This window comes from Micromonospora radicis (assembly GCF_003583405.1).
GTDB classification, from domain to species: domain Bacteria; phylum Actinomycetota; class Actinomycetes; order Mycobacteriales; family Micromonosporaceae; genus Micromonospora; species Micromonospora radicis.
Window position 1 is genome coordinate 1 of sequence record NZ_QXEC01000017.1, and the last position, 26,414, is coordinate 26,414.

Consider the following 26,414-nt stretch of genomic DNA (forward strand, 5'->3'; position numbering starts at 1 on the left):
ACACCAAGGGCCGACCCCCACACCAGGGGCCGGCCCTTACCCATCCACCCACCCCGGGGCCGACCCTCACCCACCCCCACCCCAGCCCCGCCCACCCCAGCCCCGCCCGGCCGAGCCCCGCCCGACCGAGCGCAGTGGCCTCGGCGGCGCCGAGGTGACCGGTACGCCACCGGACGGCGTCGGCCGCGCTCCGGTCAGGTCGGCTCGGTAGCCGGCGCGAGGAACTCCAGCCGGTTGCCGTGGGCGTCCTCGGTGTGGAAGCGACGCAGCCCCGGCAGCTCCTCGTCACCCCAGATCACCGGGTAGCCGGCGGCGGCCAGCCGGGCGGCGAGCGCGTCGAGATCCGGGCGGAGCAGGGCGGGGTGCGCCTTGCGCGCCGGGCGGAAGTCGTCCTCGACACCCAGGTGCAGTTCGGCGCCGTGGCCAGTGAACCAGCAGCCGCCGCGAGCCGCGAGGGCCGGCGGTTTGGGCTTCTCAGCGAGGCCGAGGAGGTCGACGTAGTACGCCCGCGAACGGTCCTCGGAACCGCGGGGGCAGGCGAGCTGGACATGGTGGATCATGGGTACACCTCCCAGCCATACGATGGCAGCGGGTTGCGTTCATAGCAAGACGGACGTACGGTTTTGTTGAGACCGACGTAGGTAAGTGTCGCCTAAGCACGGCGGCGCCTCGATCGGTGCGACAGACTGCTCAGGACTACTCACGGTCGCTGGTGTGAAGGAGTACGACGTGGCGAGCCTCGACACCTTCGGTGCGAAGACCCAGCTACGCGTCGGAGACGCGAGCTACGAGATTTTCAAGATCAGCCAGGTGGAGGGGCAGGAACGACTTCCCTACAGCCTGAAGATCCTGCTGGAGAACCTGCTGCGGACCGAGGACGGCGCGAACATCACCGCCGAACACATCCGCCAGCTCGGCGCCTGGGACCCGGAGGCGGACCCGAACGTCGAGATCCAGTTCACCCCGGCCCGGGTGCTGATGCAGGACTTCACCGGCGTGCCGTGCGTGGTCGACCTCGCCACCATGCGGGAGGCCGTCCGCGAGCTTGGCGGCGACCCCACCAAGGTGAACCCGCTCGCCCCTGCCGAACTGGTCATCGACCACTCCGTCATCGCCGACCTGTTCGGCCGCGAGGACGCCTTCGAGCGCAACGTCGAGCTGGAGTACGCCCGCAACAAGGAGCGCTACCAGTTCCTGCGCTGGGGCCAGAGCGCGTTCAACGAGTTCAAGGTGGTCCCGCCGGGCACCGGCATCGTGCACCAGGTCAACATCGAGTACCTGGCCCGCACCATCATGGAGCGCAACGGCCAGGCGTACCCGGACACCGTCGTCGGCACCGACTCGCACACCACGATGGTCAACGGCCTGGGCGTGCTCGGCTGGGGCGTCGGCGGCATCGAGGCCGAGGCCGCCATGCTGGGCCAGCCGGTCAGCATGCTGATCCCGCGGGTGGTCGGCTTCAAGCTCGCCGGTGAGATGCCGGCCGGCACCACCGCCACCGACCTGGTGCTGACCATCACCGAGATGCTGCGCAAGCACGGCGTGGTCGGCAAGTTCGTCGAGTTCTACGGCCCCGGTGTGAGCGCGGTCCCGCTGGCCAACCGGGCGACCATCGGCAACATGTCGCCGGAGTACGGCTCCACCGTGGCGATCTTCCCGATCGACGCCGAGACCATCCGCTACCTGGAGCTGACCGGCCGGGATCCGCAGCAGGTCGCGCTGGTCGAGGCGTACGCCAAGGAGCAGGGTCTCTGGCACGACCCGTCCGCCGAGCCGCACTACTCCGAGCACCTGGAACTGGACCTGGGCACTATCGAGCCCTCCCTCGCCGGGCCGAAGCGTCCGCAGGACCGGGTGCCGCTGGGCAGCGCGAAGACGCTGTTCCGCTCGGCCCTGACCGACTACGTGGCCGCCGACCAGACCGGCAGCGACGCCGACGCCCGCGGCGGCGTACGCACCAACCCGCCGTTCGGCACCGCCGGCCCGGCCGACGAGGCCAGCGCCGAGTCGTTCCCGGCCAGCGACTCGCCGGCCAACGAGGTCAACGACCCGGCCGACGCGCCGCGCGACCTGGTCAACGCCGCGGTGGGTGCCGGTGGACGGGCCAGCAACCCGATCCGGGTCACCGGCGCCGACGGCACCGAGTTCGAGCTGGACCACGGCGCGGTGGTGATCGCCGCCATCACCTCCTGCACCAACACCTCCAACCCGCAGGTGATGATCGGCGCGGCGCTGCTCGCCCGCAACGCGGTGGACAAGGGCCTGAATCGCAAGCCGTGGGTGAAGACCACCCTGGCACCCGGCTCGAAGGTCGTCATGGACTACTACGAGCGGGCCGGTCTGACCCCGTACCTGGAGAAGCTCGGCTTCCACCTGGTCGGGTACGGCTGCACCACCTGCATCGGCAACTCCGGCCCGTTGCCGGAGGAGATCTCCGCCGCGGTGAACGAGGCCGACCTCGCGGTCGTGTCGGTGCTGTCGGGCAACCGCAACTTCGAGGGCCGGATCAACCCGGACGTGAAGATGAACTACCTGGCGTCCCCGCCGCTGGTGGTGGCGTACGCCCTCGCCGGCACGATGGACATCGACCTGGCCAACGAGCCGATCGGTGAGGACACCGAGGGCAACCCGGTCTACCTGCGTGACATCTGGCCGAGCACCGCCGAGATCCAGGACGTGATCGCCTCGGCGATCGGCGCGACCGGTTTCAGCGCCGCGTACGCCGACGTCTTCGCCGGTGACGAGCGTTGGCAGTCGCTGCCCACCCCGACCGGTGACACCTTCGCCTGGGACAGCGAGTCGACCTACGTGCGCAAGCCCCCGTACTTCGAGGGCATGGCGCAGCAGCCGAGCCCGGTGGGCGACATCGCCGGTGCCCGGGTGCTGGCCAAGCTCGGCGACTCGGTGACCACCGACCACATCTCCCCGGCCGGCTCCATCAAGGCCGACTCGCCGGCCGGCGAGTACCTCGCCGCGCACGGCGTGCCGCGCCACGAGTTCAACTCGTACGGCTCGCGCCGCGGCAACCACGAGGTGATGATCCGGGGCACCTTCGCCAACATCCGGCTGCGCAACCAGCTGGTGCCGGGCGTGGAGGGTGGCTTCACCGTCAACCACCTGACCGGCGAGACCAGCTCCATCTACGACGCCTCGATGACCTATCAGGAGGCGGGCATCCCGCTGGTCATCCTGGCCGGCAAGGAGTACGGCTCCGGATCGTCGCGGGACTGGGCGGCCAAGGGCACCATGCTGCTGGGCGTGAAGACGGTCATCGCCGAGTCGTACGAGCGGATCCACCGCTCGAACCTGATCGGCATGGGCGTGCTGCCGCTGCAGTTCCCGGCCGGCGAGAACGCCGACTCGCTGGGGCTGACCGGCACCGAGACGTTCACGGTCACCGGGGTGACCGCGCTCAACGACGGCTCGACCCCCCGTACGGTGAAGGTCGCCACCGACACCGGCGTGGAGTTCGACGCGGTGGTGCGGATCGACACCCCGGGTGAGGCCGACTACTACCGCCACGGCGGGATCCTGCAGTACGTGCTGCGCCGCATGATCGGCAGCTGAGGCACCGACGTTCGAAGGGCTCCTTCCCGGCGCGGGAAGGAGCCCTTCGGTTCATGCGGGGTGGGTACGGCGCGGCCGCACCCGGTCGGTCACTCGACGCCGCGACGGCGCGCGTCCCGGACCTTCATGGCGTGCTCGACCATGGTGATGAGCACCTCCTTGGCCGACTCCCGCTGCCGGGCGTCGCAGAGCAGCACCGGCACCTCCGGGTCGAGGTTCAGCGCGGCCTGCACCTCGTCGAGCCGGTACTGGCGAGCGCCCTCGAAACAGTTCACCGCCACCAGGAACGGGGTGCCCCGCCCCTCGAAGTAGTCGATGGAGGGGAAACAGTCGGCGAGCCGGCGGGTGTCGGCCAACACCACCGCACCGATCGCACCGAGCGCCAGTTCGTCCCAGACGAACCAGAACCGGTCCTGGCCGGGGGTGCCGAACAGGTACAGCACCAGGTCGTCGCTGATGGTGATCCGACCGAAGTCCATCGCCACCGTGGTGGTCCGCTTGGTCTCGACGCCGGACAGGTCGTCGATGCCCACCCCGGACTCGGTCAGCACCTCCTCGGTCCGCAACGGACGCGTCTCGCTGACGGCGCCAACCAGCGTGGTCTTACCCACCCCGAATCCGCCCGCGACCAGGATCTTGATCGCTGTGGGCAGGGCGACCGCGCCCGGCGGCCGCTCAGAGTGCCCGTAGTCCATTGATAACCGCCTCGAAGATGCTGTGGTCGGGAACGCCGAGGGTGCTCTGCGGCTCCCGGATCTGTACCAGGTTGCGCGCCACCAGGTCACCGAGCAGGACCCGCACGGTGCCCACCGGCAGGTCCAGGTGTGCCGCGATCTCGGCGACGGACTGCATCCGCTGGCACAGGCCGACGATCGCCAGATGCTCCGGGCCCAGCCCGATCTCCGGCGAGACGTCCGTGCGGGTCGCCATCACCAGGGAGATCAGGTCGAACGTGCCGGTGACCGGGCGGGCCCGGCCGCCGGTCACCGCGTAGGGACGAACCACCGGGCCGGCATGGTCGTCCACCCACTGGTGGTCGGCGGACTCTCCCTGCACCGTCATGTGGGCTACTTCTCCCCGCTGGTCTGCTCGGCTGATCGTGTCGGCGAAGCGACGTACTTGCCGACCCGGGTGACCAGCATGGCCATCTCGTACGCGATCAGCCCCACGTCGGCGTCCTCACTGGCCAGCACCGCGAGGCAGGCGTTCCGACCGGCGGCTGTGACGAACAGGAACGACGACTGCATCTCGATGATTGTCTGCTGCACCTGCCCACCGCCGAACCGCTTCCCCGCGCCTCGGGCCAGACTCTGGATGCCGGCCGCCATCGCCGCCAGGTGCTCGCCGTCGTCGCGGCTGAGCCCCTGCGACGAGGCCATCAGCAGACCGTCGGCGGACAGCGCGACCGCGTGCTCGGCCTGCTTGACCCGGCCGACCAGATCGTCCAGCAACCACGTCAGGTCGGCACTCGAAGCCGTCTTCTGCGCCACTTCGTCGTCCTCTTCTCCCCCGGCTCATCGCCGTGCTCTTCTGGGCCCGACCGGCGGACGTGCGGTTCGCCGCACGACCGCAACTCGGTCAGGTCGCCTGTTGGTCGGCGTCGTCGGACTCGTCCGCGTCACCTTGCCGACCGCCACCACCACCGAGCAACCGGGCGGCGTCGGTGCGGCCACGCCGGGTGCCGGTCTGGTACGAACTCATCATGCGTCGAACCTGTTCGGGTTCGCGGATCAAGTCGTCGTCCTCCTCCGCCGCCTCAGGTTCGGCGCGCAGACCCGGTGCGATGCTGGCCTGCCGGATCCGGACCGGCAGCCCCGACTCGGTACGGCTCGACTCGGCCTCGGCGGTGCCACCCGGCTCGCTCGCGCTCGCGACGGGAGTACCGTCCGCGGCCGGGGCGTCGACCGGTTGACCCGCTCGGGTCTCCAGCGGACGCCGGGGCATCATGGGCATGTCGTCACCGCCCGGGGTCGAGGTGACCGGAAGGCCGATCGGGATCGTCGGGCCGTCCAGTGCGGAGTGGCCGGGCCGCCGCCGCGACCGGGTCGGCAGTCCGTTGGCGTCGTCGGCCGACCCCAGATGGATCTCCACCGGTGCGGCCGTGTCGCGCCCCCGCTCCCGATCACCGTCGGTGCCGGTCTCCGCCGACCGCGGGGCGGGCGGCAGTGCCGGGACGGCGAGGGCCACCGGTGCGGCCGAGCGCTCGGTCGGACCGGCCGGCGCCGACTCGGCCGCCGACGTCTCGGCGCGCGGGCCGGCGCCGATCTCGGGCTGCTCGGCGCCGTCGACGGCGATCAACGAGCTGGGGATCAGCACCACGGCGGTCGTGCCGCCGTACGCGGACTCCTTGAGCCGTACCCGCACCCCGTGCCGGTCGGTCAACCGGCTGACCACGTACAGGCCCAGCCGGGACGCGTCGGCGAGGTTGAGTTCGGAACGGTCCACGATCCGGTGGTTGGCGGCGGCGAGGTCCTCTTCGGTCATGCCGAGGCCGCGGTCCTCGATCTCGATGGCGAACCCGTTGGCGACCAGCTGCCCGCGTACCTCCACGGTGGTGTGCGGCGGGGAGAACGACAGCCCGTTCTCGATCAGCTCGGCGAGCAGGTGGATGACGTCACCGACGGCCCGGCCGGCGAGCGACACCCCGCTGATCGGCAGCACGGTGACCCGGGTGTAGTCCTCGACCTCACCGACCGCACCCCGGACCACGTCGACCATCGGCACGCTGCGCCGCCAGGCCCGGCCCGGCGTCGAGCCGGAGAGCACGATCAGGTTCTCCGCGTTGCGCCGCATCCGGGTGGCGAGGTGGTCGACGCGGAACAGGTCCTCCAACTCCTCCGCGTCGTGCTCCCGCCGCTCCATCGCGTCCAACAGGGTGAGCTGGCGGTGTACCAGTGCCTGGGTACGCCGGGCCAGGCTGAGGAAGACCTCACGGACCGCCCGACGCAGCTCGGCCTGCTCCACCGCGGTCCGGATGGCCGTCTCCTGCACGACGTTGAAGGCCTTACCCACCTGGCCGATCTCGTCGTCGCCGAACTGCAACGGTGGCGCCTCCTTGGCGACGTCCACCTGGTCGCCACGGCCGAGCCGCTCCACCACACTCGGCAGGCGCTCGTTGGCGAGCTGGAACGCGGCGTCCCGCAGCCGCTGCAACTGCTGCACCAGGGCTCGCGCGGTGGTGATCGAGACGATCACCGAGGCGATGACCGCGAGCAGGCCGAGACCGGCGGCGAGGACCAGTCGGACGATGACACCGATGGCGACCGGCGTGGCCCGCTTGACGATCTCGTCGCCGCCGGCCAGCACCACGTCGCCGATCTCGATCAGCGCGGGCGCGGTGGCCTCGGTCCACTCCTGGCTGGACAGCGGCAGGCGCGAGGTGCCCGCGCCCAGCATGATCTGGTTCTCCAGGCCAGCCAGCCGCCGGAAGTTCGGGCCGGCGATCATCTCCTGGTAGCGGCGCTGGTCGGCTTCGGGTAGCCGGACGACCGCCTGCTCGGCGAGGAACTGCCGGGCACCCACCACGCGGGTGAACTCGGCCCGCTCGGCCGGGGTGATCCGCCCGGCGGCCAGCACACCGGCCAGCATGGCGTCCTGCTGGGACAGCAGTTCCCGGGCGCGGTTCAGCCGGATCAGCTGGGCGGTGTTCTCCGCGACCTCGTCGTCGTCCAGGTTGCCGAGTTCGTCGTAGATCGAGTAGATCGACTCGATCAGCTCGGTGAACGCCTCGACTGCCTCACTGCGGCCGATGTTGCGCCCGTCGACGGCATCGCGGGTGGCGGGCAGCGCCGCGAGGCCCTGGTTCAGCTCCGCGATCCGCGCGTGCAGATCGTTGCTGCCGAGCAGGCTGACCTGCCAGTTGTCGGTCGACTCGACGAACTCGGCGGCGAGTTCGTCGGTACGCTGCCGCAGCTGCGTCAGCTCGGCCCGCTGCGCCTCGTCCGGCCGCCCGAGGTACACCAGCGAGGTACGCCGCTCCAGCTGCAGCTGGAGCAGCAGCGGCTCGGTGGGATCGAACACCCGCACGTCGAGCGCCTGCACGCCGACGAGGTTGACTCCCTCTCGGACGGTCACCCAGGCCGTGAAGCCCCAGAGCGCCACCAGCGAGGCCAACAGGGCCACGACCTTGGTACGCAGATTCGAACTGCGGGAACCCATTACACCGTCCCTGGCCCTGAACTAGTTGATCGGTCGGTCAGGAGTGCGTCAGCACACCGACCCCGGCGCACGCTAACAGCGTCACCGCAGCAACTCAAGCGCTCGTGATCATGCCCTGGTCGGCCCCCGTCCACCCCCCGCAGGCAGACCGCCGTCCATGGGCGCGACCGCTTCGAGAGCCAGTGTCCGCGCCGCGATCACCGCCGCCCGGACGATCAGGTCAGGGCTGTAGAGGTCCTTGTCGTGCCACAGTGGTGGGTGCTCGGTCTGCTCCATCCGCAGCAGCCCGAGGGCCCGCCCGATCGCCGCCGACGCCGCCGGCCGCCGGGCGACGGCCAGGACGTGCACCGCGTACGCCGTCTCCTCCGCAGTGGTCGACCAACGCCCCCAGCCACCGTCGTCGCGCTGGGTGGCCAACAGCCAGTCCACCGCGCGGTCGATCGCCACCCGGGCCACCTCCGGCGCGGCGTAGCCGGCCAGCGCCAGGACCGCGCAGCAGGTGGCGTAGTAGGGCGAGGCGTGCCAGCGGTCGGCCCAGTGCCCCTCCGGCCGCTGGACCTCGCGCAGCCAGTCGGCCAGCGCGGCCACCCGAGCGGCGTACCGTCGCCCACCCTCGCCGGTGTGCCGGGCGTGCCAGCCCAGCGCCTCCAGCACGTGGGCGTTGGTGGTGACCGACTGTCCGTCCTCGCCGCGCCAGGTGCAGAAGTGGCTGCCCAGGTCGTAGTGGAGCAGGCTGCCCGGGTCCACCGGATGTCCCAGCCGGGCCAACGCGTACAACGTGACGGAGGTGGTGTCCGCGTCGGCGGGCAGGCCGGGACCGGTCGCCGCGCCGTCCGGGCCGAGGGCGGCGGCCAGCTCCGTCACCAGTCGCGGCGCCGGGCGGACCGGCAGCGCGACCCGGCTCAACGTGGCCAGTGTCCAGGACCGCTCGAAGACGGTGATCGGTGTGCAGCAGGGCACCGGCCCACCGTGCCGGGTCACCACCGCGTCGAGGTACGCCCGGGCGGCCGGTTCGGGACGGCGGCCGTGGCCGAGCCAGGCCGCGGTCGCCGCCGGTGAGGCGCCCACCGCGCCGTCGACCAGGGTTACCTCGGTGCGCCCGGCCGCAGCCGGGCCGAGTACCTCGTAGGCGTGCCAGAGCTTGCTGGGCACCGGGCGGCCGCCGGCGAGCAACGCGGTGACCGCCTCGACCCGCCGCCGGTCCACGGGGGGCAGCGCGCGGGGGGCACCGGACAGCGCGGAACCGTCGGCGCCGTGCAGCTCGGCCAGGTGGGCGTCGATCCGCGTCGCCAGGGCCGGCACGATCAGGTCGGCAGCCGGTGTGTCCGGCCTGGACCCGCCGTCGCCGAGTCGACGACTCAACGCCGCCACGCCGCGGGTGGCGGCCGTGACAACCTCGGTCCGGGTCGGTCCCGGGCCGGTCGGGTGGGGTCGGACGAGGGCCGCGAGCAGCGCCTCCACCGCACTGGCCGTCGGCACCAGGGCGTACCCGCCGGCCGGTCCCCAACTGCCGTCCGCGCCCTGCTCCGCGAGGAGGTACGTCAGCCGGTGCCCGTGCCCGTCGAGCCACGGTGCGTCGGCGACCAGCCGGCCGGTCTCGTACACCGAGTTGCTCACCTGCCCGTACGGCTGGTGGGCCAACTGCCGGAGCACGTCACGCGCCGCGTCCGCCGGGGTCGCCCCGGGCGCGGTGCCGACCACCGCCGACGGCGCGGTCACGACACTCCCCAGAAGTCGGTGGAACGGTAGAAGCCGCTGCTGAACCCGATCTGCCGGGCCAGGTAGTCCGCCTGCAGCGGGCAGCTCTCGCGCAGCGGCTCCAGCATCCGGCGGGCCTGTGCCACCAACTCCACGATCCGCTGCTCGACCTGTTCGCGCGGTACGAGCATCAGCGCGTTGAGGTCTCCCCAGCGCAGGTCACGTTCGTACGTGCCGAGGTCGTTGACCAGCCGCAGGATCCGCTGTACCCGGTCGCTGGCGGCGAGCAGGCCGTCGAGGTTCGCCAGCGTGGCCGGGTCGTCGGTGTGGATCCAGTGCACGACGTTGACCACGGTGCAGGCGAGGTTGTCCGCGTTGTCCAGGTACTCCTCGAAGCCGGGCAACCGGTCCGGGTGCTGTTTCCAGTCCCACTCCCGGGCCATCGCGGCGAGCACCTTGCGGGTCTCCTCCCGCCAGCGCCCGCCGTGGGCGGCGAAGGCCGGCACGGCGGCGAGTTCGTCCCGCAACTCGGCGAGGAAGGCGCCCAGCGGGTCCTCGGGTTCCGGCGTACCACCGTCGGCCACCGCGAGACAGCGGGCGGTCAGCCGGTCGATCTCGTCGCGCGACCGGGCCTCGTGGTCGACCAGCCAGTCCACGGCGAAGCCCCAGAGCACCGCCCGGTTGGTGATCCGCAGCCGGTCCAGGTCGCACCAGGGGGCGCCGAAGGCGATGGCCATCGCCACGTTGCCGAACAGCGCGGCGTCGAACGGCTTGGCGGGGAAGAGGTCAGGGTACGACGCGGCGACCTTGGCCAGGTCCCGTTGTCCCTTGGCGGCGAGGGCACAGATGCGCCCCTGTTCGGCGGCCACGGTCAGCTGGTCGCCGCCGGTCGTCGGCGGCGTCTCGGTGAACGAACTCACGCCGCGGCACCTTGCACCGGGCGGAGGGTGACCTCGACCCGCTCCAGGGGGCGCAGCGCGGCGGCCACCTTGATGCCGGGCACGCTCGGGCGGGACAGTCGGAACCGGTACCGGCTCAGCAGGGTCGCCACGATCAGCGTCGCCTCCAGGTAGAACAGGTGCATCCCGATGCACTGGTGCGGGCCGCCGCCGAACGGGAAGTGCGCGTACTTGGGCCGCTTGCGTACGAGTTCGGGGCTGAACCGGTCCGGGTCGAAGACCTCGGGACGGTCCCAGAACTGCGACATCCGCTGGGTGATCAGCGGGCTGACCACCAGGGTCGATCCGGCCGGGATGCGGACCCCGCCGATGATGTCCTCCTCGACCGCCGTCCGGGGGAAGAGCCAGCCGATCGGGTAGAGCCGGAGCAGTTCGTCGAGCACCTGCCGGGTGTAGCGCAGTTCGCGCAGGTGCTCGCGGCGTACCGGCTGGTCGCCGACCACCTGGTCGATCTCCTCGTAGAGCCGCGCGGCGATCGCCGGGTCCTGCTCGATGTGCGGCCAGAGCCAGGTGAGCACGCTGATCGTGGTCTCGGTGGTGGTGGCGACCATCGCCACGGTGTCGTTGCGGACCTGACGCTCGTCCAACCGGCCGCCGTCCTCGGTACGGCCGCGCCACAGGGTGGAGATGATGTCGTCGGTACCCTCGTCCACGGTCTCCCGGGCCGCCCGGATGGTCGGCATCAGCAGGTCGTCGATGAGCTGCACGGCCCGGCGGAAGGTGCGGTCACCGGGCATCGGCGCGACCAGCGGCGCCCAGGGCACCAGGATCCGGGGCATGACCGACCAGGCGATCTGGTCCTGCGCCTTCATGATCCGCATGGCGTCCGGTACGGAGATCTTGTCGGCGAAGAAGACCCGCATGATGGCCGAGCAGACCACCTGTGCCTGCACGTCACCCATGTCCACCGGCTCGCCGGTCCGCGCCGGCTCGGCCAGTTCGTCGATCGACTCCTCGATCGCCACCGCCAGGCGGTCGACCAGCCCGTCGATGCGCCGGGCGGTGAACAGCGGCTGGAGGATCTGCCGGCTGTTGGTCCAGTGTTCACCGTCGCCGAGGATGCCGTCACCGAACAGCCGCTTGAGCGGCCGCCACTGTAGACCGTCGCCGGCCCGTACGTAGTTGTCGGACTTCTCGCGCAGCACCCGCTGCAGGTGGTCGGGGTGGGTGATCAGGAAGGGGCGGAACGATCCGAGGTTGATCTTCACCACCTCGCCGCCGGAACGCTCGCCACACTCCACCAGGGTGCGGGCCGGGTCACGCAGCAGGCCCGGCACGGTATGCCGGAGGGGTACGGTCCCCGCGCGTCGGGTTTGGACGGTCGTCACGTGCTCGGCTCCCACCTGCACAGGCCCCAGGGGTGCGGGGTCACTCTTAGACATGCCACGATTGCGAAGAGCATGACATCGCGATGGCGGTGCCCACTAGTCGCGTCACGAGAAATTTTCATGGTCGACATTCCCCCTGTCCAGAAGGGAAGTCGCACCGCATACCGGTCACGGCGGGCCGTCTCCGGCGCCGGAACCGGCGACCACTTCGCCGCAGCACCGACCGCCGCGGCTGTTTGTCCTGCTCATGCCGGATCGACAAACCGTGGCGGCGGCGCCACCGAGCGCCGCGCAGTTCGACGGCGACCGACGCCGGCCCGGCAGTGGTGATCTACGTCATGACCGCCGAGGAAAGAACGCGGGCGCCGCCGCCTCGGCTGTGCCAGGCTCAGGGCATGGACGACAAGACCATTCTGAGCCGGATCTCCGACCTGGTCGACGAGGAGCACCGGTTGCGCGCCGACGCGCAGGCGCACGAGGCGGGCACCGACGACGAGGCCCGCACCCGGCTGCGCGAGCTGGAGGAGTCCCTCGACCAGTGCTGGGATCTGCTGCGCCGCCGCCGGGCTGCCCGGCAGGCCCACGGTGACCCCGAGGCACAGGGCGCCCGCCCGGTGGCGGAGGTCGAGCGGTACCTGCAGTGAGGGTGGGTCGGCTCCGGGTGGCGGTCGCCCGCCACCCGGAGCCGACGATCAGGACAGCCCCGCCTCGCGGGCCAGCAACTCGGTCAGCGCGGCCGGCTCGGCGAGCCCCGGCGGCAGGCCCCGGGCCGCGAACCAGGTGCTGACGACCCGGACGTCGCGGGCCAGGAAGTCCCGCCCCTGCGGGTTGGCCACCACGTCGACCACCTGGGGCAGATCGATCAGCACCAGCCGCTCACCGTGCACCAGCAGGTTGTACGGCGACAGGTCGCCGTGCGCGTACCCGGCCCGGGCCAGCACCAGCAGTGCCTCGACCAGTTGCTCCCACAGTCCGCGCAGCTCGGCGCCGGCCGGTCGGAGCTCGGCCAGCCGAGGCGCGGCCCGTCCCTGCTCGGCGTCGCCGAGGAACTCCAGCATCAGCTCGGTGCCCCGCAACTGCACCGGGTACGGCACGCTGATCGTCCCGTACCGCGCGCCGATCTCCCAGAGCCGGGCCAACGCGGCGAACTCGGCCGCCGCCCACTGTCCGGCGATCATCTGCCGGCCGAACGCCGTCCGGCCGGTCATCGCCCGCATCTCCCGGGACCGGCGGACCCGGCGTCCCTCCAGGTAACCGGCGTCGCGGTGGAAGAGCCGGTGGCGTGGGTCGCGGTACCGTTTCGCCGCCAGCAGGCAGGACCGGTCGGTGTCGGGAACGGCCCGGCGGACCAGGTGGACGTCCGCCTCCTTGCCGGTCTTGAGCACCCCGAGTTCGGTGTCCCGGGCGGCCAGTTCGGTGACCAGCCAGGCGGGGTGCGGTTCCGGCCCGTGTACGGCGTCGTCCCAGGAGGACCAGACCGCACCCGTCTCCGGGTCGGGTTCGTCGTCCGGATCGGCGGGGGCCGGTCCGGAGGCCCGACCGTGCTTCAGGAAGTGTGGTTCGTCGTCGTCGAAGCGGCGCCTGCCGCCCGTGCGGCGCTCCCGCGCCGAGAAGTCGTGATCGCGCACCGCGCTGGTAGTCCCTTGTTCGAGGTGGTTGGAGGTCGGAGTTGACCTGCGAAGACGGCCATGACCGACCCCCTCTCCTCGACCGGACGTACGCCCGGGTGCACGATGCGCGGACAATGCTCGCGGCGCCGCCGCGACGGGTCAACCGATTTACGCTCCCATCACCGCGGCGACCGCGGCGATCACGGTGTCGACGGTGACGGTCGGGGCGAACCGGCCGTCGGTCCACCGCCGTCCCCGGTGCAGCCAGATGCTCGGCAGGCCGACGGCGGTGGCACCACCGATGTCCGCCTCGGGACCGTCACCGATCACCCAGGCCCCGCGCAGCGGCATCCGCACCCGCTGGGCGGCCAACGCGAAGATCCGCGGGTTGGGCTTGCTGACGCCGGCCTCCTCGGAGATCACCCAGTCGGCGACGTAACGGTCCAGCCCGGTACGACGGATCTTGGCATCCTGCAGGCGTACCGCACCGTTGGTCACCACCACGGGCGTCCAGCCGGCGTCGTCGGCGATCCGCAACGCGCAGGCGACCAGCGGGTCGAGGCGGGTGAACTCGACCACCCCGTCGTGCAGTTCCTCGACCAGGTCGATGGAGGGAATACGCAGCCGGTAACGGTCCCGGATGGCGTCCGCGATGTCCCAGCGGTCGGTCAGGCCGTCGGCGTCGATGGACAACAGCCACTCGATGTCGCCCGGCGGCGCGCCGATGCCGTCGAGGAAGCGCTCTGCCCAGGTGCGGAACGGCCCGGCTCGGTCGAGCAGGGTGTTGTCCAGATCCAGCAGGAGCAACGGCACTCGGGAACCCTACGGTAATCAGGTGCCCGGCCGACAGGGCCGGATGTTACGCACTCGTGTCGGGCCGATACCGATGTGACACGGTCGCGGCGTCGCCGACGAACGGCCCGGCCTGGGCAACGCCCACCAGCGGCGGTGCGGGCGCCCGGGCGGGTGTCCCAGATCTTGACCGCCCATTCCCAAGCCGTACGTACGGTTTGCGTTACCCCTGGTGAGCTGACACGATCTGACCGTGCCCAGAGTAAGTCAGGACCAGCTCGACGCCCGCCGGCAGGAGATCCTGGCCGCCGCGCGGGCCTGCTTCGCCCGGCACGGTTACGAGGGCGCCACCGTCCGCCGCCTCGAAGAGGCCACCGGGCTGTCCCGCGGCGCCATCTTCCACCACTTCCGCGACAAGGACTCCCTCTTCCTCGCCGTCGCCGAGGACGACGCCGCCGCGATGGTGGAGACGGTCGCCCGCAACGGCCTGGTCCAGGTGATGCGCGACCTGCTCGCCCGGGCGATCTCCCCGGACACCACCGGCTGGCTCGGCAGCCAGCTGGAGGTGTCCCGGCGGCTGCGTACCGACCCCGCGTTCGCCAGGCGCTGGGCCGAGCGGTCGGCGGCCATCGCCGAGGCCACCCGCGACCGCCTGGCCCGGCAGCGCGAGGCCGGCGTGCTCCGCGACGACGTCCCGATCGACGTGCTGGCCCGCTTCCTCGAACTCGCCTACGACGGCCTGGTGCTGCACCTGGCCATGGGCCGCCCCGCCGGCGACCTGGGCCCGGTGCTCGACCTAGTCGAGGAGGCGGTCCGCCGTCGCTGACCTGGCCCGCCGTCGCTGACCTGGCCCGCCGAGCCGGGCCGCCGAGCCGGCGGCGCCGACAGTGGCGGACCCACCGCACACTGAGGTCGCGTCGCGCGCGATCGAGGAGGCGCTCATGGCAGCTGTGGCGGCACCGGGCGACCTCTGGGGCGTACCGCACGACCTGTTCCTCACCACCTACGCCACCACGGCCGCCGTGGTCACCCTCGGCGCGCTGGTCCTGCATGCCGTCGTACTGGCGGGCCGGTCCGGGCCGGGCGGCGACGAACTCCACCCGCAGCAGGTCGGCTACCTCGGCGGCGGCGCCGGCCGAGCGGTCTGGACCGCCCTCGGTGGCCTGCGGGACCACGGGTCCGTCGGCGTAGGGGCAGACGGCACCCTCAGCGACGTCGGCCCGCCGCCACCGGGGGCGACCCCGCTCGACCGGGCCGTCCGGCAGGCCGCCGCCGAACAGGTCCACGCCCGCGGTCTGCGGCACCATGCCGAGGTCGACCGGGCGCTCACGGAGCTGCGCGACCAGCTGGACCGAGACGGCCTGACGGTCGGTCCCGGCCGGCGCCGCCTGCTGCGCCTCGGCCCGGCACTGATGGTGGTGCTGATGCTGGTCGGCCTGGCCCGACACACCCCCGACGCGCCCCGGGCCGGGTACGTCATGCTCACCGTGTTCGGGCTCGCGGTCGGCACCGCGCTGCTGGCGGCCTGGATGCCGGTCCACACCCGCCGGGGCTACACCGTGATACGGGAACTGCGCCGCCAGCACCGCCACCTCGAACCCTCGTCCCGCCCGGCCTACGCCGTCTACGGCCCGACCGGGGTGGCGTTGGCGGTGGCGCTGTACGGCACGGGACCGCTCTGGGCGATGTACCCGCACTTCGCCGCCGACGCCGGCATCGACCGGCCAGGCGAGAGGAGTTCACACCACGGAGGCACGGGCGGCGGCTCCGGCGGTTGCGGCGCCGGCGGGAGTGACGGCGGGGGTGGGGGTGACGGCGGTGGCGGTGGATGAGCTGACTACTGACGCCGGTCGCCGATGCCGGATAACGACGAGATAACTACGCCATCGGGGGCGGCGGGCCGTGGTATCGCCGCATCACAATGAAGACGCGTTCCCTCGCGCGACAGGAGCAGGCCATGGTGGACCTCGCGGCAGACTTCGACACCTGGGGCATCCCCAGTCGCACCTTCCTGATCCTCTACCTGCTGGGTTCCGTCGTGCTCGTCACCGGCGTACTGATCCATCGCCGGATGGTGCTCTCCGGTCGGTCGGCGCCCCCCGCCGACCAGCTGAACCCGCAGCAGGTCGCCTACCTCAACGGCGGGGCGAAGCTGGCGCTCTGGTCCTCGATCGGCAGTCTGCGCGGCCAGGGCACGATCGGGGTGCACACCGACGGAGCGCTCACCGCCGAAGCACCGCCCCCGACCGGGGCCACCCCCCTGGACCGGGCCGTCCACCACGCCGCCAGCCAGCGCTACCCCGCCCGGCAACTCCGGTACGCCGAGTGGGTGGCCCGGGCGCTGGTCGAGCTGCGGGACGGCCTGATCCGCCACGACCTGTTGACCGGCCCGGAACGCCGGGCGCGGCTGCGGCTGGGACCGCTGCTGCTGGCCGCGTTGCTGGTCCTCGGGGTGACCCGGATCGTCGCCGGCCTCGCCAACGACCGTCCCGTGCTGTTCCTCGTACTCACGGTGGTCGGGCTCGCCGCAGTCACCGTCGTGCTGTTCGTCTGGGTGCCGCGCCGGACCCGGGCGGCCGACCGGGTGTTGCGGACGCTACGGCAGCGAAACCACCACCTCGCACCGTCGCGGAATCCGGCGTACACCGTCTACGGCGCCACCGGGCTGGCGATGGCGGTGGCGTTGTACGGCACCGCCTCGCTCTGGGCGGTCGACCCGACGTTCGCGGCGCAGGCCGAGATCCAGCGCCAGGCGATGGCGGGCGGCGGCGCCACCAGCAGTTGCGGCGGCGGCAGCACCGCGGGGGCCGGCGGCGGCTGCGGCGGAGGTGATGGCGGCGGGGGCGGCGGCTGCGGGGGCGGGTGCGGCGGATGACCGGTCCGCACGGCGTGGGCATCGGCTGGCGGCCCGAGATCGCCGGGTTCGTCGCCGAGCTACCCGGCCTGCGCTTCGTCGAGGTGATCGCCGAGGCGGTGTCCACCGCCGGCCCTCCGCCCGACGCGCTGGTGCAGCTGCGGGAACGCGGCGTCGCGGTCGTACCGCACGGGGTGCGGCTCTCCCTCGGCGGCACCGAGCCGGTGCAGCCGGCCCGGGTGGCGCACCTGGCGGCGGTCGCCGAACTGCTCGCGGCGCCGCTGGTCAGCGAGCACATCGCGTTCGTCCGGGCCGGTGGTCTGGAGGCGGGGCATCTGCTGCCCCTGCCGCGTACCCGGGAGGCCGTCGACGTGGTCTGCGCCAACGTCGCGCGGGCACAGGCCGAGTTGCCGGTACCGATCGCGCTGGAACCGATCGCGGCGCTGTTCGACTGGCCGGACGACGAACTCGACGAGGCTGCGTTCCTCAGTGAGATCCTGACCCGTACCGACGCCCTGCTGCTGCTCGACGTCGCCAACGTGCACGCCAACGCCCGCAACCGGGGCACCGACCCGCTCACGCTGCTGGACCGGCTGCCCCTGGACCGGGTGGCGTACCTGCACGTCGCCGGCGGCGCCGAACAGGGCGGCTTCTACCACGACACGCACACCCACCCGGTCTGCGCGCCGGTGCTGGAACTGCTGGCCGAACTGTGCGCCCGCCGCCGTCCACCGGCGGTGCTACTGGAACGGGACGGCCACTATCCGCCCGCCGCCGAACTCCGCGCCGAACTGGACGCCGTGGCCACCGCCGCCGGCCTCCCCACGGTGACATGAGCAGCGTGCCGGCGGCCGGATCACTGGCGGTGAGGCAGGCGGAACTGGTCGCGGCGTTGGTGGCCGGTGGCCCCACGCCACCGGGCTTCGCGCCGGCCCCGTTGGCCGCGGCACGGGCGGCGTTGCTGCGCAAGCGGGCCGGCGAGGTGGCCCGGCACTGGCCGCTGTTGGCCGCCGGTCTCGGCCCGAACTGGCCGGCGACCTTCCTCGGGTGGGCGGCCGGGCGGCCCACCAACGGCGGGCTGCGCGACGGTTGGGACCTGGCCCGCGCGCTGCACACCGACCACGCCCTACCGGCTCTCGGCGCCGACGAGCTGGCCGTCCGCGAGGCGGCCTTCCGGTACGACGGGCACCGGCCGCCGCGCCCGCGCCGCGGTCCGGCGCTCGGCCGGGTCGGCGGCGCGCTCGCCGGACAGCTCGCCGGCCGGGTACGTCTGCTGCGCCCCGCCCGCTGAACCCCACCACCGGCCACCGACCACGGACAGCCCGGCAGCGTGGCTGCCGCCGCGGGCGGCCCACCGGCAGCGCCACCGACCTCGGGCGGCCCGGCGGCGTGACCGCCCGCGGCGGGCGGCCCGGCAGCAGGGCGGCAGGCACGCTGCGGCAGGATCGACGGCATGGATCTGGGACTGACCGACCGGGTGTACGTACTGACCGGCGCCTCCCGTGGGCTCGGCTACGCCACCGCGCAGTGTCTGGTGGCCGACGGCGCCCGGGTGGTGCTCTCGGCACGCCACGCCGACCGGGTGGCCGCCGCGACGGAGTCGCTCGGCGGACCCGACCGGGCGGTCGGCATCGCCGCCGATCTCGCCGACCCGACCACGCCGGGCCGGCTGGTCGAGGCCGCCCACAGTCACTTCGGCCGCCTCGACGGCGCGCTGGTCTCGGTCGGTGGGCCGGCTCCGGGCAGCGCCGCCTCGGTCGACGACGAACAGTGGCGGCAGGCCTTCGAAACGGTCTTCCTGGGCAGCGTACGCACGGTACGGACGGTCGCCGCCGCGCTGCCCGGCGGAGGCGCGATCGGGCTGGTGCTGTCGACCTCGGCGCGCGCCCCGGTGCCCGGCCTGGGTGTCTCCAACGGACTGCGGCCGGGCCTGGCCGGCGTCGCCAAGGACGTCGCCGACGAGTACGGCCCACGCGGGGTACGGGTGGTCGGCCTGCTGCCGGGGCGGATCCTGACCAACCGGAACCGGGAACTCTTCGCCGCCACCGGCGACCCCGAGCGGGCCCGCGCCGAGGCGGAGGCGGGCATCCCGCTGCGACGCGTCGGCGACCCGGCCGAGTTCGGACGGGTCGCCGCGTTCGTCCTCTCCCCGGCAGCGAGCTACCTGACCGGGATCACCATCCCGGTCGACGGTGGCGCGCTGCGCGGCCTGTGACCGCCGAGCCGCCCGCCCGCCGCCCGCCTCGGGCCGGCCGCGGCAGCACTTCGCCCCGACCGGTCCGCCGGGGCGACGAGTCGACCAGCCCGGACGGCCGGACCCGGCCGGCGCAGCCGATACCGCACCCGAACCCGCGGCCGAGCCGGGAGGAGTTGGCGGCGGCGGCGGACAAGACCCTGCCGGACGTCATCGCGACCGGGCTGGACGTCCTCTTCGTCGGCATCAACCCGGGACTCTGGTCGGCGGCCACCGGCTGGCACTTCGCCCGTCCGGGCAACCGGTTCTGGCCGGCGCTGCACCGCAGCGGGTTCACCCCCCGCCTGCTGCACCCCAGTGAGCAGGACGTCCTGCCCGGCCTGGGTCTGGGCATCACCAACCTCGTCGCCCGGGCGAGCGCCCGCGCCGACGAGTTGACCGCCGCCGAACTGGTGGCCGGCGCACGGGAGTTGACCGACAAGGTGGCCCGGTACCGGCCCCGCTGGGTGGCGGTGGTCGGGGTGACCGCGTACCGGGTGGGGTTCGCCCGGCCGAGGGCCGACTTCGGCCGACAGCGCGAGCCGCTGGCCGGGGCCGACCTCTGGGTACTGCCCAACCCCAGCGGGCTCAACGCGCACTACACCCCGGTGTCGCTGGCCGCCGCCTTCGCCGCCCTCCGCGAGGCGGCCCGCGACACCTAGGCCGCGCCCAGCGGACGAACCGCGAGGGCTGGACCGGTGCTGGTCAGTTGGCGACGGCGGGAGGCAGTGCCTCGTCGGCGAGGTACTCGCGGGTGGGGATGACCACCGGTTCCGGGTGCGGCGCGTCCGCGTACGGGCTGGGCGAGTCGGCCACCGCGAACTGGGTGCGGTACAGCTCGGCGTAGAGGCCGCCGACGGCGACCAGTTCGTCGTGCCGGCCCCGCTCGACGATCCGTCCCTCGTCCAGGACGAGGATCTGGTCGGCGTCGCGGACGGTGGAGAGCCGGTGCGCGATCACCAGGGCGGTACGCCCGGTCAGCGCCACCGACAGCGCCCGCTGCACCGCCGCCTCGCTCTCCGAGTCGAGGTGGGCGGTGGCCTCGTCGAGGATGACGATCGAGGGTGCCTTGAGCAGCAGCCGGGCGATGGCGATGCGCTGCTTCTCGCCGCCGGAGAAGCGGTAGCCACGCTCGCCGACGGTGGTGTCCAGCCCGTCGGGCAGGGCCCGGACCAGATCGGCGACCTGCGCACCCGCCAATGCCGTCCACAGTTCGTCGTCGGTGGCGTCCGGCTTGGCGTAGCGCAGGTTCTCCGCGATGGTCTCGTGGAACAGGTGCGAGTCCTGGGTGACCACGCCGATCTCGTCGCGCAGCGAGTCGAGGGTGGCGTCGCGTACGTCGACGCCGCCGACCAGCACCTGCCCGTCGGTTACGTCGTAGATGCGGGAGATCAGCATCGACAGCGTCGACTTGCCGGCGCCGGACGGACCGACCAGGGCGACCATCTGTCCGGGCTCGACCCGGAAGGAGACGCCCTTGAGCACCGGCTCGTTGATCGTGCGGTCCAGCGTGGCGACCTCCTCCAGGGAGGCGAGGGAGATCTCCGCCGCGCTGGGGTAGCGGAAGCGGACGTCGCGGAACTCCACCGTGCCGGTGCCCTCGGGCACCGGCACCGCGTCGGGCCGCTCGGTGATCGCGGGCTTCAGGTCGAGCACCTCGAAGACCCGGTCGAAGGAGACCAGTGCGCTCATCACGTCGACCCGGACGTTGCTCAACGCGGTGAGCGGGCCGTAGAGCCGGGTGAGCAGCAGGGCGAGAGTGACCACGGTGCCGGCGCTGACCTCGCCGCGGACCGCCAGCCAACCGCCGAGGCCGTAGGTGAGCGCCTGGGCCAGCGAGGCGACCAGCAGCATGGCGACGAAGAACGTCCGCGAGTACATCGCGGAGGTGATGCCGATGTCGCGGACCCGCTCGGCTCGGGCGGCGAACCGCCCGGCCTCCGCGTCCGGGCGGCCGAACAGCTTCACCAGCAGCGCACCCGCCACCCCGAACCGCTCGGTCATGGTCGCGTTCATCTTGGCGTCGAGGTTGTAGGACTCGCGGGTGATCTCGGCCAGCCGCCGGCCGACCCGCCGCGCGGGGATGATGAACACCGGCAGCAGCACCAGCGACAGCGCGGTGATCTCCCACGACAGGGTGAACATGACGGCGGCGGTGAGCACCAACTGGATCACGTTGCTGACCACGCCGGACAGCGTGGAGGTGAAGGCCCGCTGGGCGCCCAGCACGTCGTTGTTGAGCCGACTGACCAGCGCGCCGGTCTGGGTGCGGGTGAAGAACTGCAACGGCATGCGCTGCACGTGGTCGTAGACCCGGGTACGCAGGTCGAGGATGATGCCCTCGCCGATGCGCGCCGAATACCACCGCTGGGCCAACGAGAGCAGCGCGTCGGCGACGGCCAGCCCGGCGATGAACAATGCCAGCCGGATCACCACCGCCCCGCCCTCGGGACCGCCCCGGGTGATGGCGTCGATCACGTCGCCGGCGAGCAGCGGGGTGGCCACGCCGATCACTGCCGCGACGATCACGGTGAGCAGGAAGACGACGATGTCGCGCCGGTAGGGCTGGGCGAACGCCACGATCCGGCGGGCGACGCCGCGCTTCAGCCGGTGGCTGGAGACCTCGTCGCTGCTGCGCATCGACCGGAGCATGCTCCAACCGCCCATGCCACCAGCGGCCATCGGGTTGGACACCGCCACCTCCGGATCGTCGCGCCAAGCTGCCTCGGGTCAATTCTCCCGATGCCTACGACAACCTCGTAAGTAACCCGGATCTTCCCGAACGGTCCTTACTCTATTCGCCGCGGCCGGTCAGCTCGCGCAGCCGGCGGGTCTGCGCCTCCCGCTCGGCCCGCTGCTGCTCGGCGTGGCTGCGGCCGGCCGCCCCGGCGAGCAGCGCCTTGATCTCCACGACGGCGTTGCGGTCGTTGGCGAGCAGGCCCGCGGCGAGATCCCGCACCGCGTCGTCCAGTTCCCCGTTCGGTACGACGAGGGTGGCCAGACCGACCCGGTCCGCCTCGGCGGCGTCCATCCGCCGACCGGTGGCGCACAGTTCCAACGCCCGGGCGTAGCCGACCAGCTCGACCAGCCGCTTGGTGCCGGCCAGGTCCGGCACCAGACCCATCGTCACCTCGGCCATGGACAGCTTCGCGTCCTCGGCGAGCACCCGCAGGTCGCAGGCGAGCGCGAGTTGGAAACCGGCGCCGATCGCGTGCCCCTGCACGGCGGCGATCGAGATTATGTCCGGTCGGTGCAGCCAGGTGAACGCACCCTGGAAGACGGCGATCCGGTCGGCGCACTCCGGCTCGGGCAGCGCAACCAGATCGGCGAAGGAATCCGGCCCGGAGGCGCTCACGGCCGACCGGTCCAGGCCGGCCGAGAAGGCCCGCCCCTCGCCCCGGACGATCACGATGCGTACGCCGCCGGGCAGGCTCCGGGAGAAGTCGCTCATCGCGCGCCACATCGCCGGGGTCTGCGCGTTGAGCACGTCGGGCCGGCACAGGGTGACTGTGGCTACCGGCCCGTCGCAATCCAGCCGGACCCCGGTCGCCTCGGCGGTCACCGGGCGGCCCGGGTCACGGTGATGTTGGGCGCCGCTGACGGGCGCGTCACGCCTTCTTGCGACGGCGCGCACCGCCGCGCTGCCGCAGCTGCACCCCGGACTCGGTGAGCACCCGGTGAATGAACCCGTAGGAACGGCCGGTAGAGGCCGCGAGAGCACGGATGCTCTCTCCCCCGGTGTACCGCTTGACCAGGTCCTTGGCGAGCGTCTGACGCTCGGCTCCGACGATCCGGCGACCCTTCTCAGTGCTGGTGGCTGTGCCCGTGGCTGCCATGCTGTGTCCTCACGTCCCAGACTGTGCGGTTCGGATACGGTCCCACCTATTAGACCGCCTCGGACGATCATGCGCCAGATATCAACTATTCGCCAACCGACACGCTGTGCAATGTCAGCTTCCCGATAGGTGACGTCCGCCGGTTCAGCCAGCCACACCGACCGGGCCGGCCAGCGCCCCCGGGACGATCACGGACCGCGACCGCACAGCCCTGGCCGTGCCCTGCCGGGCATGCTCGATCTGCTCGGCACCGCGGCCGCCGCCGCCTTGGTGTTCGCCGCCACCAACATCGACGACATCGTCGTCCTGACCCTGTTCTTCGTCGCCGCCCGCGCCACCGGCCGCCCCCCGCGTCGGGCAGCTCGTCACCGCGTCCGCCGTCGACCGGTTGTTGACCGGGGTCGCTGCTCCACCGGAGAGGTCGAGGCCCTTCCTCTCAGGCGAGTTCGACCAGTTCCAACAGGTCGTCGCTCCAGGCGTCCTCGTCACCGTCGGGCAGCAGGATGGCACGGTCGGGCTTGAGCGCGAGCACCGCACCCGGGTCGTGGGTGACCAGGACGATCGCACCCGGATACCGGGCGATGGCGTCGAGCACCTGCTCGCGGCTGACCGGGTCCAGGTTGTTGGTCGGTTCGTCGAGCAGCAGCACGTTGGCGCCGGAGCAGACCAGGGTGGCCAGCGCCAACCGGGTCTTCTCCCCGCCGGAGAGCACCCCGGCGGGCTTGTCCACGTCCTCCCCGGAGAAGAGGAACGCCCCGAGGATCTTGCGCAACTCGGTGTCGGTCTGCTCGATCGAGGCGGCCCGCATGTTCTCCAACACGGTGCGCTGCACGTCCAGCGTCTCGTGCTCCTGGGCGTAGTAGCCCAACCGCAGCCCGTGCCCGGCGTGCACCTCACCGGTGTCCGGCTCCAGCAGGCCACCGAGCATCCGCAGCAGCGTCGTCTTGCCGGCACCGTTGAGACCCAGGATGGCCACCCGGGAACCCCGGTCCACCGCCACGTTCACGTCGGTGAAGATCTCCAACGAGCCGTACGACTTGGACAGGCCGGTCGCGGTCAACGGGGTCTTGCCGCACGGGGCCGGCGCCGGGAAGCGCACCTTGGCCACCTTGTCGGCGACGCGTACCTCCTCCAGGCCGGACATCAGCCGCTCGGCCCGGCGGGCCATGTTCTGCGCGGCGACGGTCTTGGTGGCCTTGGCCCGCATCTTGTCCGCCTGGGCCATCAGCGCGCCGGCCTTCTTCTCGGCGTTGGCCCGCTCCCGGCGCCGGCGCCGCTCGTCGGTCTCCCGCGCCTCCAGGTACGCCTTCCAGCCCAGGTTGTAGACGTCGACCACGGACCGGGTGGCGTCGAGGAACCAGACCTTGTTGACCACCGAGTCGAGCAGGTCACCGTCGTGCGAGATGACCACGAGCCCGCCCTTGTGGTTGGCGAGGAAGCCGCGCAGCCAGGTGATCGAGTCGGCGTCGAGGTGGTTGGTGGGCTCGTCGAGCAGCAGGATGCCGCCACCGTTGTCGCCCGCGTCCCGGAACAGGATCCGGGCCAGCTCGATGCGGCGGCGCTGACCGCCGGAGAGGGTGCCGATGGTCTGCGCCAGGGCCCGGTCCGGCAGCCCGAGGTTGGCGCAGATCCGGGCCGCCTCGGCCTCGGCCGCGTACCCGCCGAGCGCGGCGAACTGGTCCTCCAGCGCACCGTAGCGGCGGACCAGCTTCTCGTCGCCGCCGTCGGCGAGCTTCGCCTCCAGCTCCTGCATCCCGGCCATCAGGGTGTCCAGGCCACGGGCGGAGAGCACCCGGTCGCGGCCGGTGACCTCCAGGTCGCCGGTACGCGGATCCTGCGGCAGGTAGCCGACGGGACTGCGCCGGTCGACCTGCCCGGCGTACGGCTGGCCCTCGCCGGCCAGCACCTTCAGCGTGGTGGTCTTGCCGGCGCCGTTGCGGCCGACCAGGCCGATCCGGTCACCCGGCTGCACCCGCAGCGTCGTGTCGGACAGCAGGATCCGGGCGCCGGCGCGCAGTTCCAGGCCGCTGGCAGTGATCATGTCGGGGTACTCGCTCTCGGGATCCGGAGGGCTGACTCAGGGCACACGAAAGCGCCGGCGGATCCCTTGACCCGTCGGCGCGGGGCGTTCAGCCTTCGCAGAGCAGCACGGCGCCAAGTGTACCGGGCCCCGGCCGGAGCCCACCGGGGATTACCGAGCAAGATCGTCGGGTACCGGATCGCCCACCGGATCCTGTTTCCGGCACCGCGACCACCCTCAAACTGATCACCGGACTGATCGGGGTCACCATGGAGCTGAACGAGAACGCCCGCATCGACACCAGCCAGGTGAACGACCGGCGGGGCAGCGGCGGAGGCGGCGGGCTGGGCATCCCCATCCCGATCGGCGGCGGGCGCGGCGGCATCGTCGGCATCGTCATCGCCGTACTGGTGGCGCTGGTCGGCGGCGGCCTCGGCCTGAACGCCATGACCGGCGGCGGCGAGCAGGGCGACAACACCGCACTGGAGCAGCGCTGCGCGGCCCCGGACGCACTGGAGCAGTTGGACTGCCGCAACACGCTGTACGTCAACTCGATCCAGGCGTACTGGCGGACCGCCCTGCCGCAGGCGTACGGCGAGCGGTACCGCCCCACTCGTACCGTCTTCTTCGACCAGGCCGTCAACACCGCCTGCGGGGCCGCCGACTCCGGCGTCGGCCCGTTCTACTGCCCAGCCGACTCGCTGGTCTACATCGACCTGACGTTCTACCAGGTGCTGGCCCGGCAGCTCGGTGCCGAAGGCGAGTTCGCCCAGCCGTACGTGCTGGCCCACGAGTACGGCCACCACGTGCAGAACCTGCTCGGCATCAACGAACAGGTCCGCCGCCAGCAGCAGCGCGACCCGGGCAATGCCAACGCCCTGTCGGTACGCCTGGAGTTGCAGGCCGACTGCTTCGCCGGCGCCTGGGCCAAGAACGCCACCGGCACCGCCGACGACGGCGGCCAGCGGATCTTCACCAGCATCACCGAGCGGGACATCGCCGAGGCCATCGACACCGCCAAGGCCATCGGCGACGACGCCATCTCCAAGCGCGCCGACCGCCCGGTCAACCCCGACGAGTTCACTCACGGCTCGTCGGAGCAGCGCCGGAGCTGGTTCAACCGCGGCTACGAAACCGGCAACCCTGCCTCCTGCGACACCTTCAGCGGCGCGGTCTGACGAAGCACACGGATCAACATCTGGTCGCCCGGCAAGGTGGGGTCGGGCCCAATACCGGACCGGTATTAGGCCCGACCCCAACGCCGTCGTCGTCGATCACACCCGGCGCGGCGCAATGGACATCTCTGGACACAACACCTGCGCCGTGGTCGAAGCCACACCAGCCGGGCGGCAATCTACC

24 protein-coding genes are annotated in these 26,414 nt (G+C 72.2%); 10 read left to right on the forward strand and 14 right to left on the reverse strand.

Going from position 1 to position 26,414, the window contains the following annotated elements:
• Window positions 1–194: 194 nt before the first annotated feature.
• Window positions 195–560, reverse strand: a complete 366-nt coding sequence (locus D2L64_RS17820; protein ID WP_119578026.1) for a VOC family protein — start codon at window positions 558–560, stop codon at window positions 195–197.
• Window positions 561–714: 154 nt separating this feature from the next.
• Between D2L64_RS17820 and D2L64_RS17825 the strand changes: the two genes are divergently transcribed.
• Entirely contained in the window at window positions 715–3,567 is a 2,853-nt protein-coding gene (locus D2L64_RS17825; RefSeq protein WP_119578028.1) for an aconitate hydratase, read from the forward strand.
• Window positions 3,568–3,656: 89 nt separating this feature from the next.
• Here the strand turns inward: D2L64_RS17825 and D2L64_RS17830 are convergent, their stop codons facing one another.
• The 7 genes from D2L64_RS17830 to D2L64_RS17860 all read right to left on the reverse strand — a co-directional run bounded on the left by D2L64_RS17830 (window position 3,657) and on the right by D2L64_RS17860 (window position 11,710).
• Window positions 3,657–4,262: a GTP-binding protein gene (locus D2L64_RS17830; RefSeq protein WP_119578030.1), complete on the reverse strand. Its 606-nt coding sequence runs from the start codon at window positions 4,260–4,262 to the stop codon at window positions 3,657–3,659.
• On the reverse strand, window positions 4,243–4,629 hold the full coding sequence (locus D2L64_RS17835) for a DUF742 domain-containing protein (RefSeq protein WP_119578032.1): 387 nt from the start codon (window positions 4,627–4,629) through the stop codon (window positions 4,243–4,245). The genes D2L64_RS17830 and D2L64_RS17835 overlap by 20 nt, the downstream gene beginning before the upstream one ends.
• A gap of 5 nt (window positions 4,630–4,634) precedes the next feature.
• Window positions 4,635–5,057: a roadblock/LC7 domain-containing protein gene (locus D2L64_RS17840; RefSeq protein WP_119578034.1), complete on the reverse strand. Its 423-nt coding sequence runs from the start codon at window positions 5,055–5,057 to the stop codon at window positions 4,635–4,637.
• A gap of 88 nt (window positions 5,058–5,145) precedes the next feature.
• Window positions 5,146–7,725 carry a sensor histidine kinase gene (locus D2L64_RS17845; RefSeq protein ID WP_119578036.1) on the reverse strand — a complete coding sequence of 860 codons (2,580 nt, stop codon included), beginning with the start codon at window positions 7,723–7,725 and terminating at the stop codon, window positions 5,146–5,148.
• Between the two features lie 108 nt (window positions 7,726–7,833).
• Window positions 7,834–9,444: a prenyltransferase/squalene oxidase repeat-containing protein gene (locus D2L64_RS17850; protein WP_233559008.1), complete on the reverse strand. Its 1,611-nt coding sequence runs from the start codon at window positions 9,442–9,444 to the stop codon at window positions 7,834–7,836.
• Entirely contained in the window at window positions 9,441–10,343 is a 903-nt protein-coding gene (locus tag D2L64_RS17855) for a terpene synthase family protein (protein WP_119578037.1), read from the reverse strand. The genes D2L64_RS17850 and D2L64_RS17855 overlap by 4 nt, the downstream gene beginning before the upstream one ends.
• On the reverse strand, window positions 10,340–11,710 hold the full coding sequence (locus tag D2L64_RS17860; protein ID WP_233559009.1) for a cytochrome P450: 1,371 nt from the start codon (window positions 11,708–11,710) through the stop codon (window positions 10,340–10,342). The genes D2L64_RS17855 and D2L64_RS17860 overlap by 4 nt, the downstream gene beginning before the upstream one ends.
• A gap of 395 nt (window positions 11,711–12,105) precedes the next feature.
• On the opposite strand from D2L64_RS17860, the gene D2L64_RS17865 reads away from it, so the two are divergent.
• Window positions 12,106–12,354: a DUF2630 family protein gene (locus tag D2L64_RS17865; protein ID WP_119578041.1), complete on the forward strand. Its 249-nt coding sequence runs from the start codon at window positions 12,106–12,108 to the stop codon at window positions 12,352–12,354.
• 48 nt (window positions 12,355–12,402) lie between these two features.
• Here the strand turns inward: D2L64_RS17865 and D2L64_RS17870 are convergent, their stop codons facing one another.
• Together D2L64_RS17870 and D2L64_RS17875 are read right to left on the reverse strand one after the other, a co-directional pair.
• Window positions 12,403–13,338, reverse strand: coding sequence for an RIO1 family regulatory kinase/ATPase domain-containing protein (locus D2L64_RS17870; RefSeq protein ID WP_119578043.1), 936 nt, complete (start codon window positions 13,336–13,338; stop codon window positions 12,403–12,405).
• A 150-nt stretch (window positions 13,339–13,488) separates the two neighbouring features.
• Window positions 13,489–14,133 carry an HAD family hydrolase gene (locus D2L64_RS17875; protein ID WP_119578045.1) on the reverse strand — a complete coding sequence of 215 codons (645 nt, stop codon included), beginning with the start codon at window positions 14,131–14,133 and terminating at the stop codon, window positions 13,489–13,491.
• 232 nt (window positions 14,134–14,365) lie between these two features.
• On the opposite strand from D2L64_RS17875, the gene D2L64_RS17880 reads away from it, so the two are divergent.
• From D2L64_RS17880 to mug, 7 genes are all read left to right on the forward strand, one after another.
• A complete protein-coding gene (locus tag D2L64_RS17880; protein ID WP_119578047.1) occupies window positions 14,366–14,938 on the forward strand; it encodes a TetR/AcrR family transcriptional regulator in 573 nt (190 codons plus the stop codon).
• Window positions 14,939–15,053: 115 nt separating this feature from the next.
• The gene (locus D2L64_RS27610; protein WP_199714596.1) at window positions 15,054–15,944 is read left to right on the forward strand and encodes a TIGR04222 domain-containing membrane protein; all 891 of its coding nucleotides are present in this window, start codon (window positions 15,054–15,056) and stop codon (window positions 15,942–15,944) included.
• A 125-nt stretch (window positions 15,945–16,069) separates the two neighbouring features.
• Window positions 16,070–16,987: a TIGR04222 domain-containing membrane protein gene (locus tag D2L64_RS17890; RefSeq protein WP_119578051.1), complete on the forward strand. Its 918-nt coding sequence runs from the start codon at window positions 16,070–16,072 to the stop codon at window positions 16,985–16,987.
• Window positions 16,984–17,802, forward strand: coding sequence for a DUF692 domain-containing protein (locus tag D2L64_RS17895; RefSeq protein WP_119578178.1), 819 nt, complete (start codon window positions 16,984–16,986; stop codon window positions 17,800–17,802). The genes D2L64_RS17890 and D2L64_RS17895 overlap by 4 nt, the downstream gene beginning before the upstream one ends.
• On the forward strand, window positions 17,799–18,257 hold the full coding sequence (locus D2L64_RS17900) for a hypothetical protein (protein WP_119578053.1): 459 nt from the start codon (window positions 17,799–17,801) through the stop codon (window positions 18,255–18,257). Before D2L64_RS17895 ends, D2L64_RS17900 begins: the two co-directional genes overlap by 4 nt.
• 162 nt (window positions 18,258–18,419) lie before the next feature.
• Window positions 18,420–19,181, forward strand: coding sequence for an SDR family oxidoreductase (locus tag D2L64_RS17905; RefSeq protein ID WP_119578055.1), 762 nt, complete (start codon window positions 18,420–18,422; stop codon window positions 19,179–19,181).
• On the forward strand, window positions 19,178–19,861 hold the full coding sequence (gene mug, locus D2L64_RS17910; protein ID WP_407663129.1) for a G/U mismatch-specific DNA glycosylase: 684 nt from the start codon (window positions 19,178–19,180) through the stop codon (window positions 19,859–19,861). Before D2L64_RS17905 ends, mug begins: the two co-directional genes overlap by 4 nt.
• Window positions 19,862–19,904: 43 nt before the next feature.
• Here mug and D2L64_RS17915 read toward each other — a convergent pair whose 3' ends face one another.
• From D2L64_RS17915 to D2L64_RS17935, 4 genes are all read right to left on the reverse strand, one after another.
• Window positions 19,905–21,881: an ABC transporter ATP-binding protein gene (locus D2L64_RS17915; RefSeq protein WP_119578182.1), complete on the reverse strand. Its 1,977-nt coding sequence runs from the start codon at window positions 21,879–21,881 to the stop codon at window positions 19,905–19,907.
• 112 nt (window positions 21,882–21,993) lie between these two features.
• Window positions 21,994–22,761: an enoyl-CoA hydratase/isomerase family protein gene (locus tag D2L64_RS17920; protein WP_119578057.1), complete on the reverse strand. Its 768-nt coding sequence runs from the start codon at window positions 22,759–22,761 to the stop codon at window positions 21,994–21,996.
• Between the two features lie 46 nt (window positions 22,762–22,807).
• Complete coding sequence (locus tag D2L64_RS17925) at window positions 22,808–23,035, reverse strand: helix-turn-helix domain-containing protein (RefSeq protein WP_007072022.1); 228 nt, start codon at window positions 23,033–23,035, stop codon at window positions 22,808–22,810.
• A 436-nt stretch (window positions 23,036–23,471) separates the two neighbouring features.
• Complete coding sequence (locus D2L64_RS17935; RefSeq protein WP_119578059.1) at window positions 23,472–25,076, reverse strand: ABC-F family ATP-binding cassette domain-containing protein; 1,605 nt, start codon at window positions 25,074–25,076, stop codon at window positions 23,472–23,474.
• 248 nt (window positions 25,077–25,324) lie between these two features.
• On the opposite strand from D2L64_RS17935, the gene ypfJ reads away from it, so the two are divergent.
• Window positions 25,325–26,233, forward strand: coding sequence for a KPN_02809 family neutral zinc metallopeptidase (gene ypfJ / locus D2L64_RS17940; protein WP_119578061.1), 909 nt, complete (start codon window positions 25,325–25,327; stop codon window positions 26,231–26,233).
• Window positions 26,234–26,414: the final 181 nt, after the last annotated feature.

Excerpts from the sequence above, each read along its gene's own strand:
- D2L64_RS17895 (WP_119578178.1), top strand. The coding sequence starts at position 16,984 with ATGACCGGTCCGCACGGCGTGGGCATCGGCTGGCGGCCCGAGATCGCC.
- D2L64_RS17820 (WP_119578026.1), bottom strand. The coding sequence starts at position 560 with ATGATCCACCATGTCCAGCTCGCCTGCCCCCGCGGTTCCGAGGACCGT.
- D2L64_RS17890 (WP_119578051.1), top strand. The coding sequence starts at position 16,070 with ATGGTGGACCTCGCGGCAGACTTCGACACCTGGGGCATCCCCAGTCGC.
- D2L64_RS17830 (WP_119578030.1), bottom strand. The coding sequence starts at position 4,262 with ATGGACTACGGGCACTCTGAGCGGCCGCCGGGCGCGGTCGCCCTGCCC.
- D2L64_RS17845 (WP_119578036.1), bottom strand. The coding sequence starts at position 7,725 with ATGGGTTCCCGCAGTTCGAATCTGCGTACCAAGGTCGTGGCCCTGTTG.
- D2L64_RS17865 (WP_119578041.1), top strand. The coding sequence starts at position 12,106 with ATGGACGACAAGACCATTCTGAGCCGGATCTCCGACCTGGTCGACGAG.
- D2L64_RS17935 (WP_119578059.1), bottom strand. The coding sequence starts at position 25,076 with ATGATCACTGCCAGCGGCCTGGAACTGCGCGCCGGCGCCCGGATCCTG.
- D2L64_RS17900 (WP_119578053.1), top strand. The coding sequence starts at position 17,799 with ATGAGCAGCGTGCCGGCGGCCGGATCACTGGCGGTGAGGCAGGCGGAA.
- D2L64_RS17835 (WP_119578032.1), bottom strand. The coding sequence starts at position 4,629 with ATGACGGTGCAGGGAGAGTCCGCCGACCACCAGTGGGTGGACGACCAT.
- D2L64_RS17905 (WP_119578055.1), top strand. The coding sequence starts at position 18,420 with ATGGATCTGGGACTGACCGACCGGGTGTACGTACTGACCGGCGCCTCC.
- D2L64_RS17925 (WP_007072022.1), bottom strand. The coding sequence starts at position 23,035 with ATGGCAGCCACGGGCACAGCCACCAGCACTGAGAAGGGTCGCCGGATC.
- ypfJ (WP_119578061.1), top strand. The coding sequence starts at position 25,325 with ATGGAGCTGAACGAGAACGCCCGCATCGACACCAGCCAGGTGAACGAC.
- D2L64_RS17915 (WP_119578182.1), bottom strand. The coding sequence starts at position 21,881 with ATGGCCGCTGGTGGCATGGGCGGTTGGAGCATGCTCCGGTCGATGCGC.
- D2L64_RS27610 (WP_199714596.1), top strand. The coding sequence starts at position 15,054 with ATGGCAGCTGTGGCGGCACCGGGCGACCTCTGGGGCGTACCGCACGAC.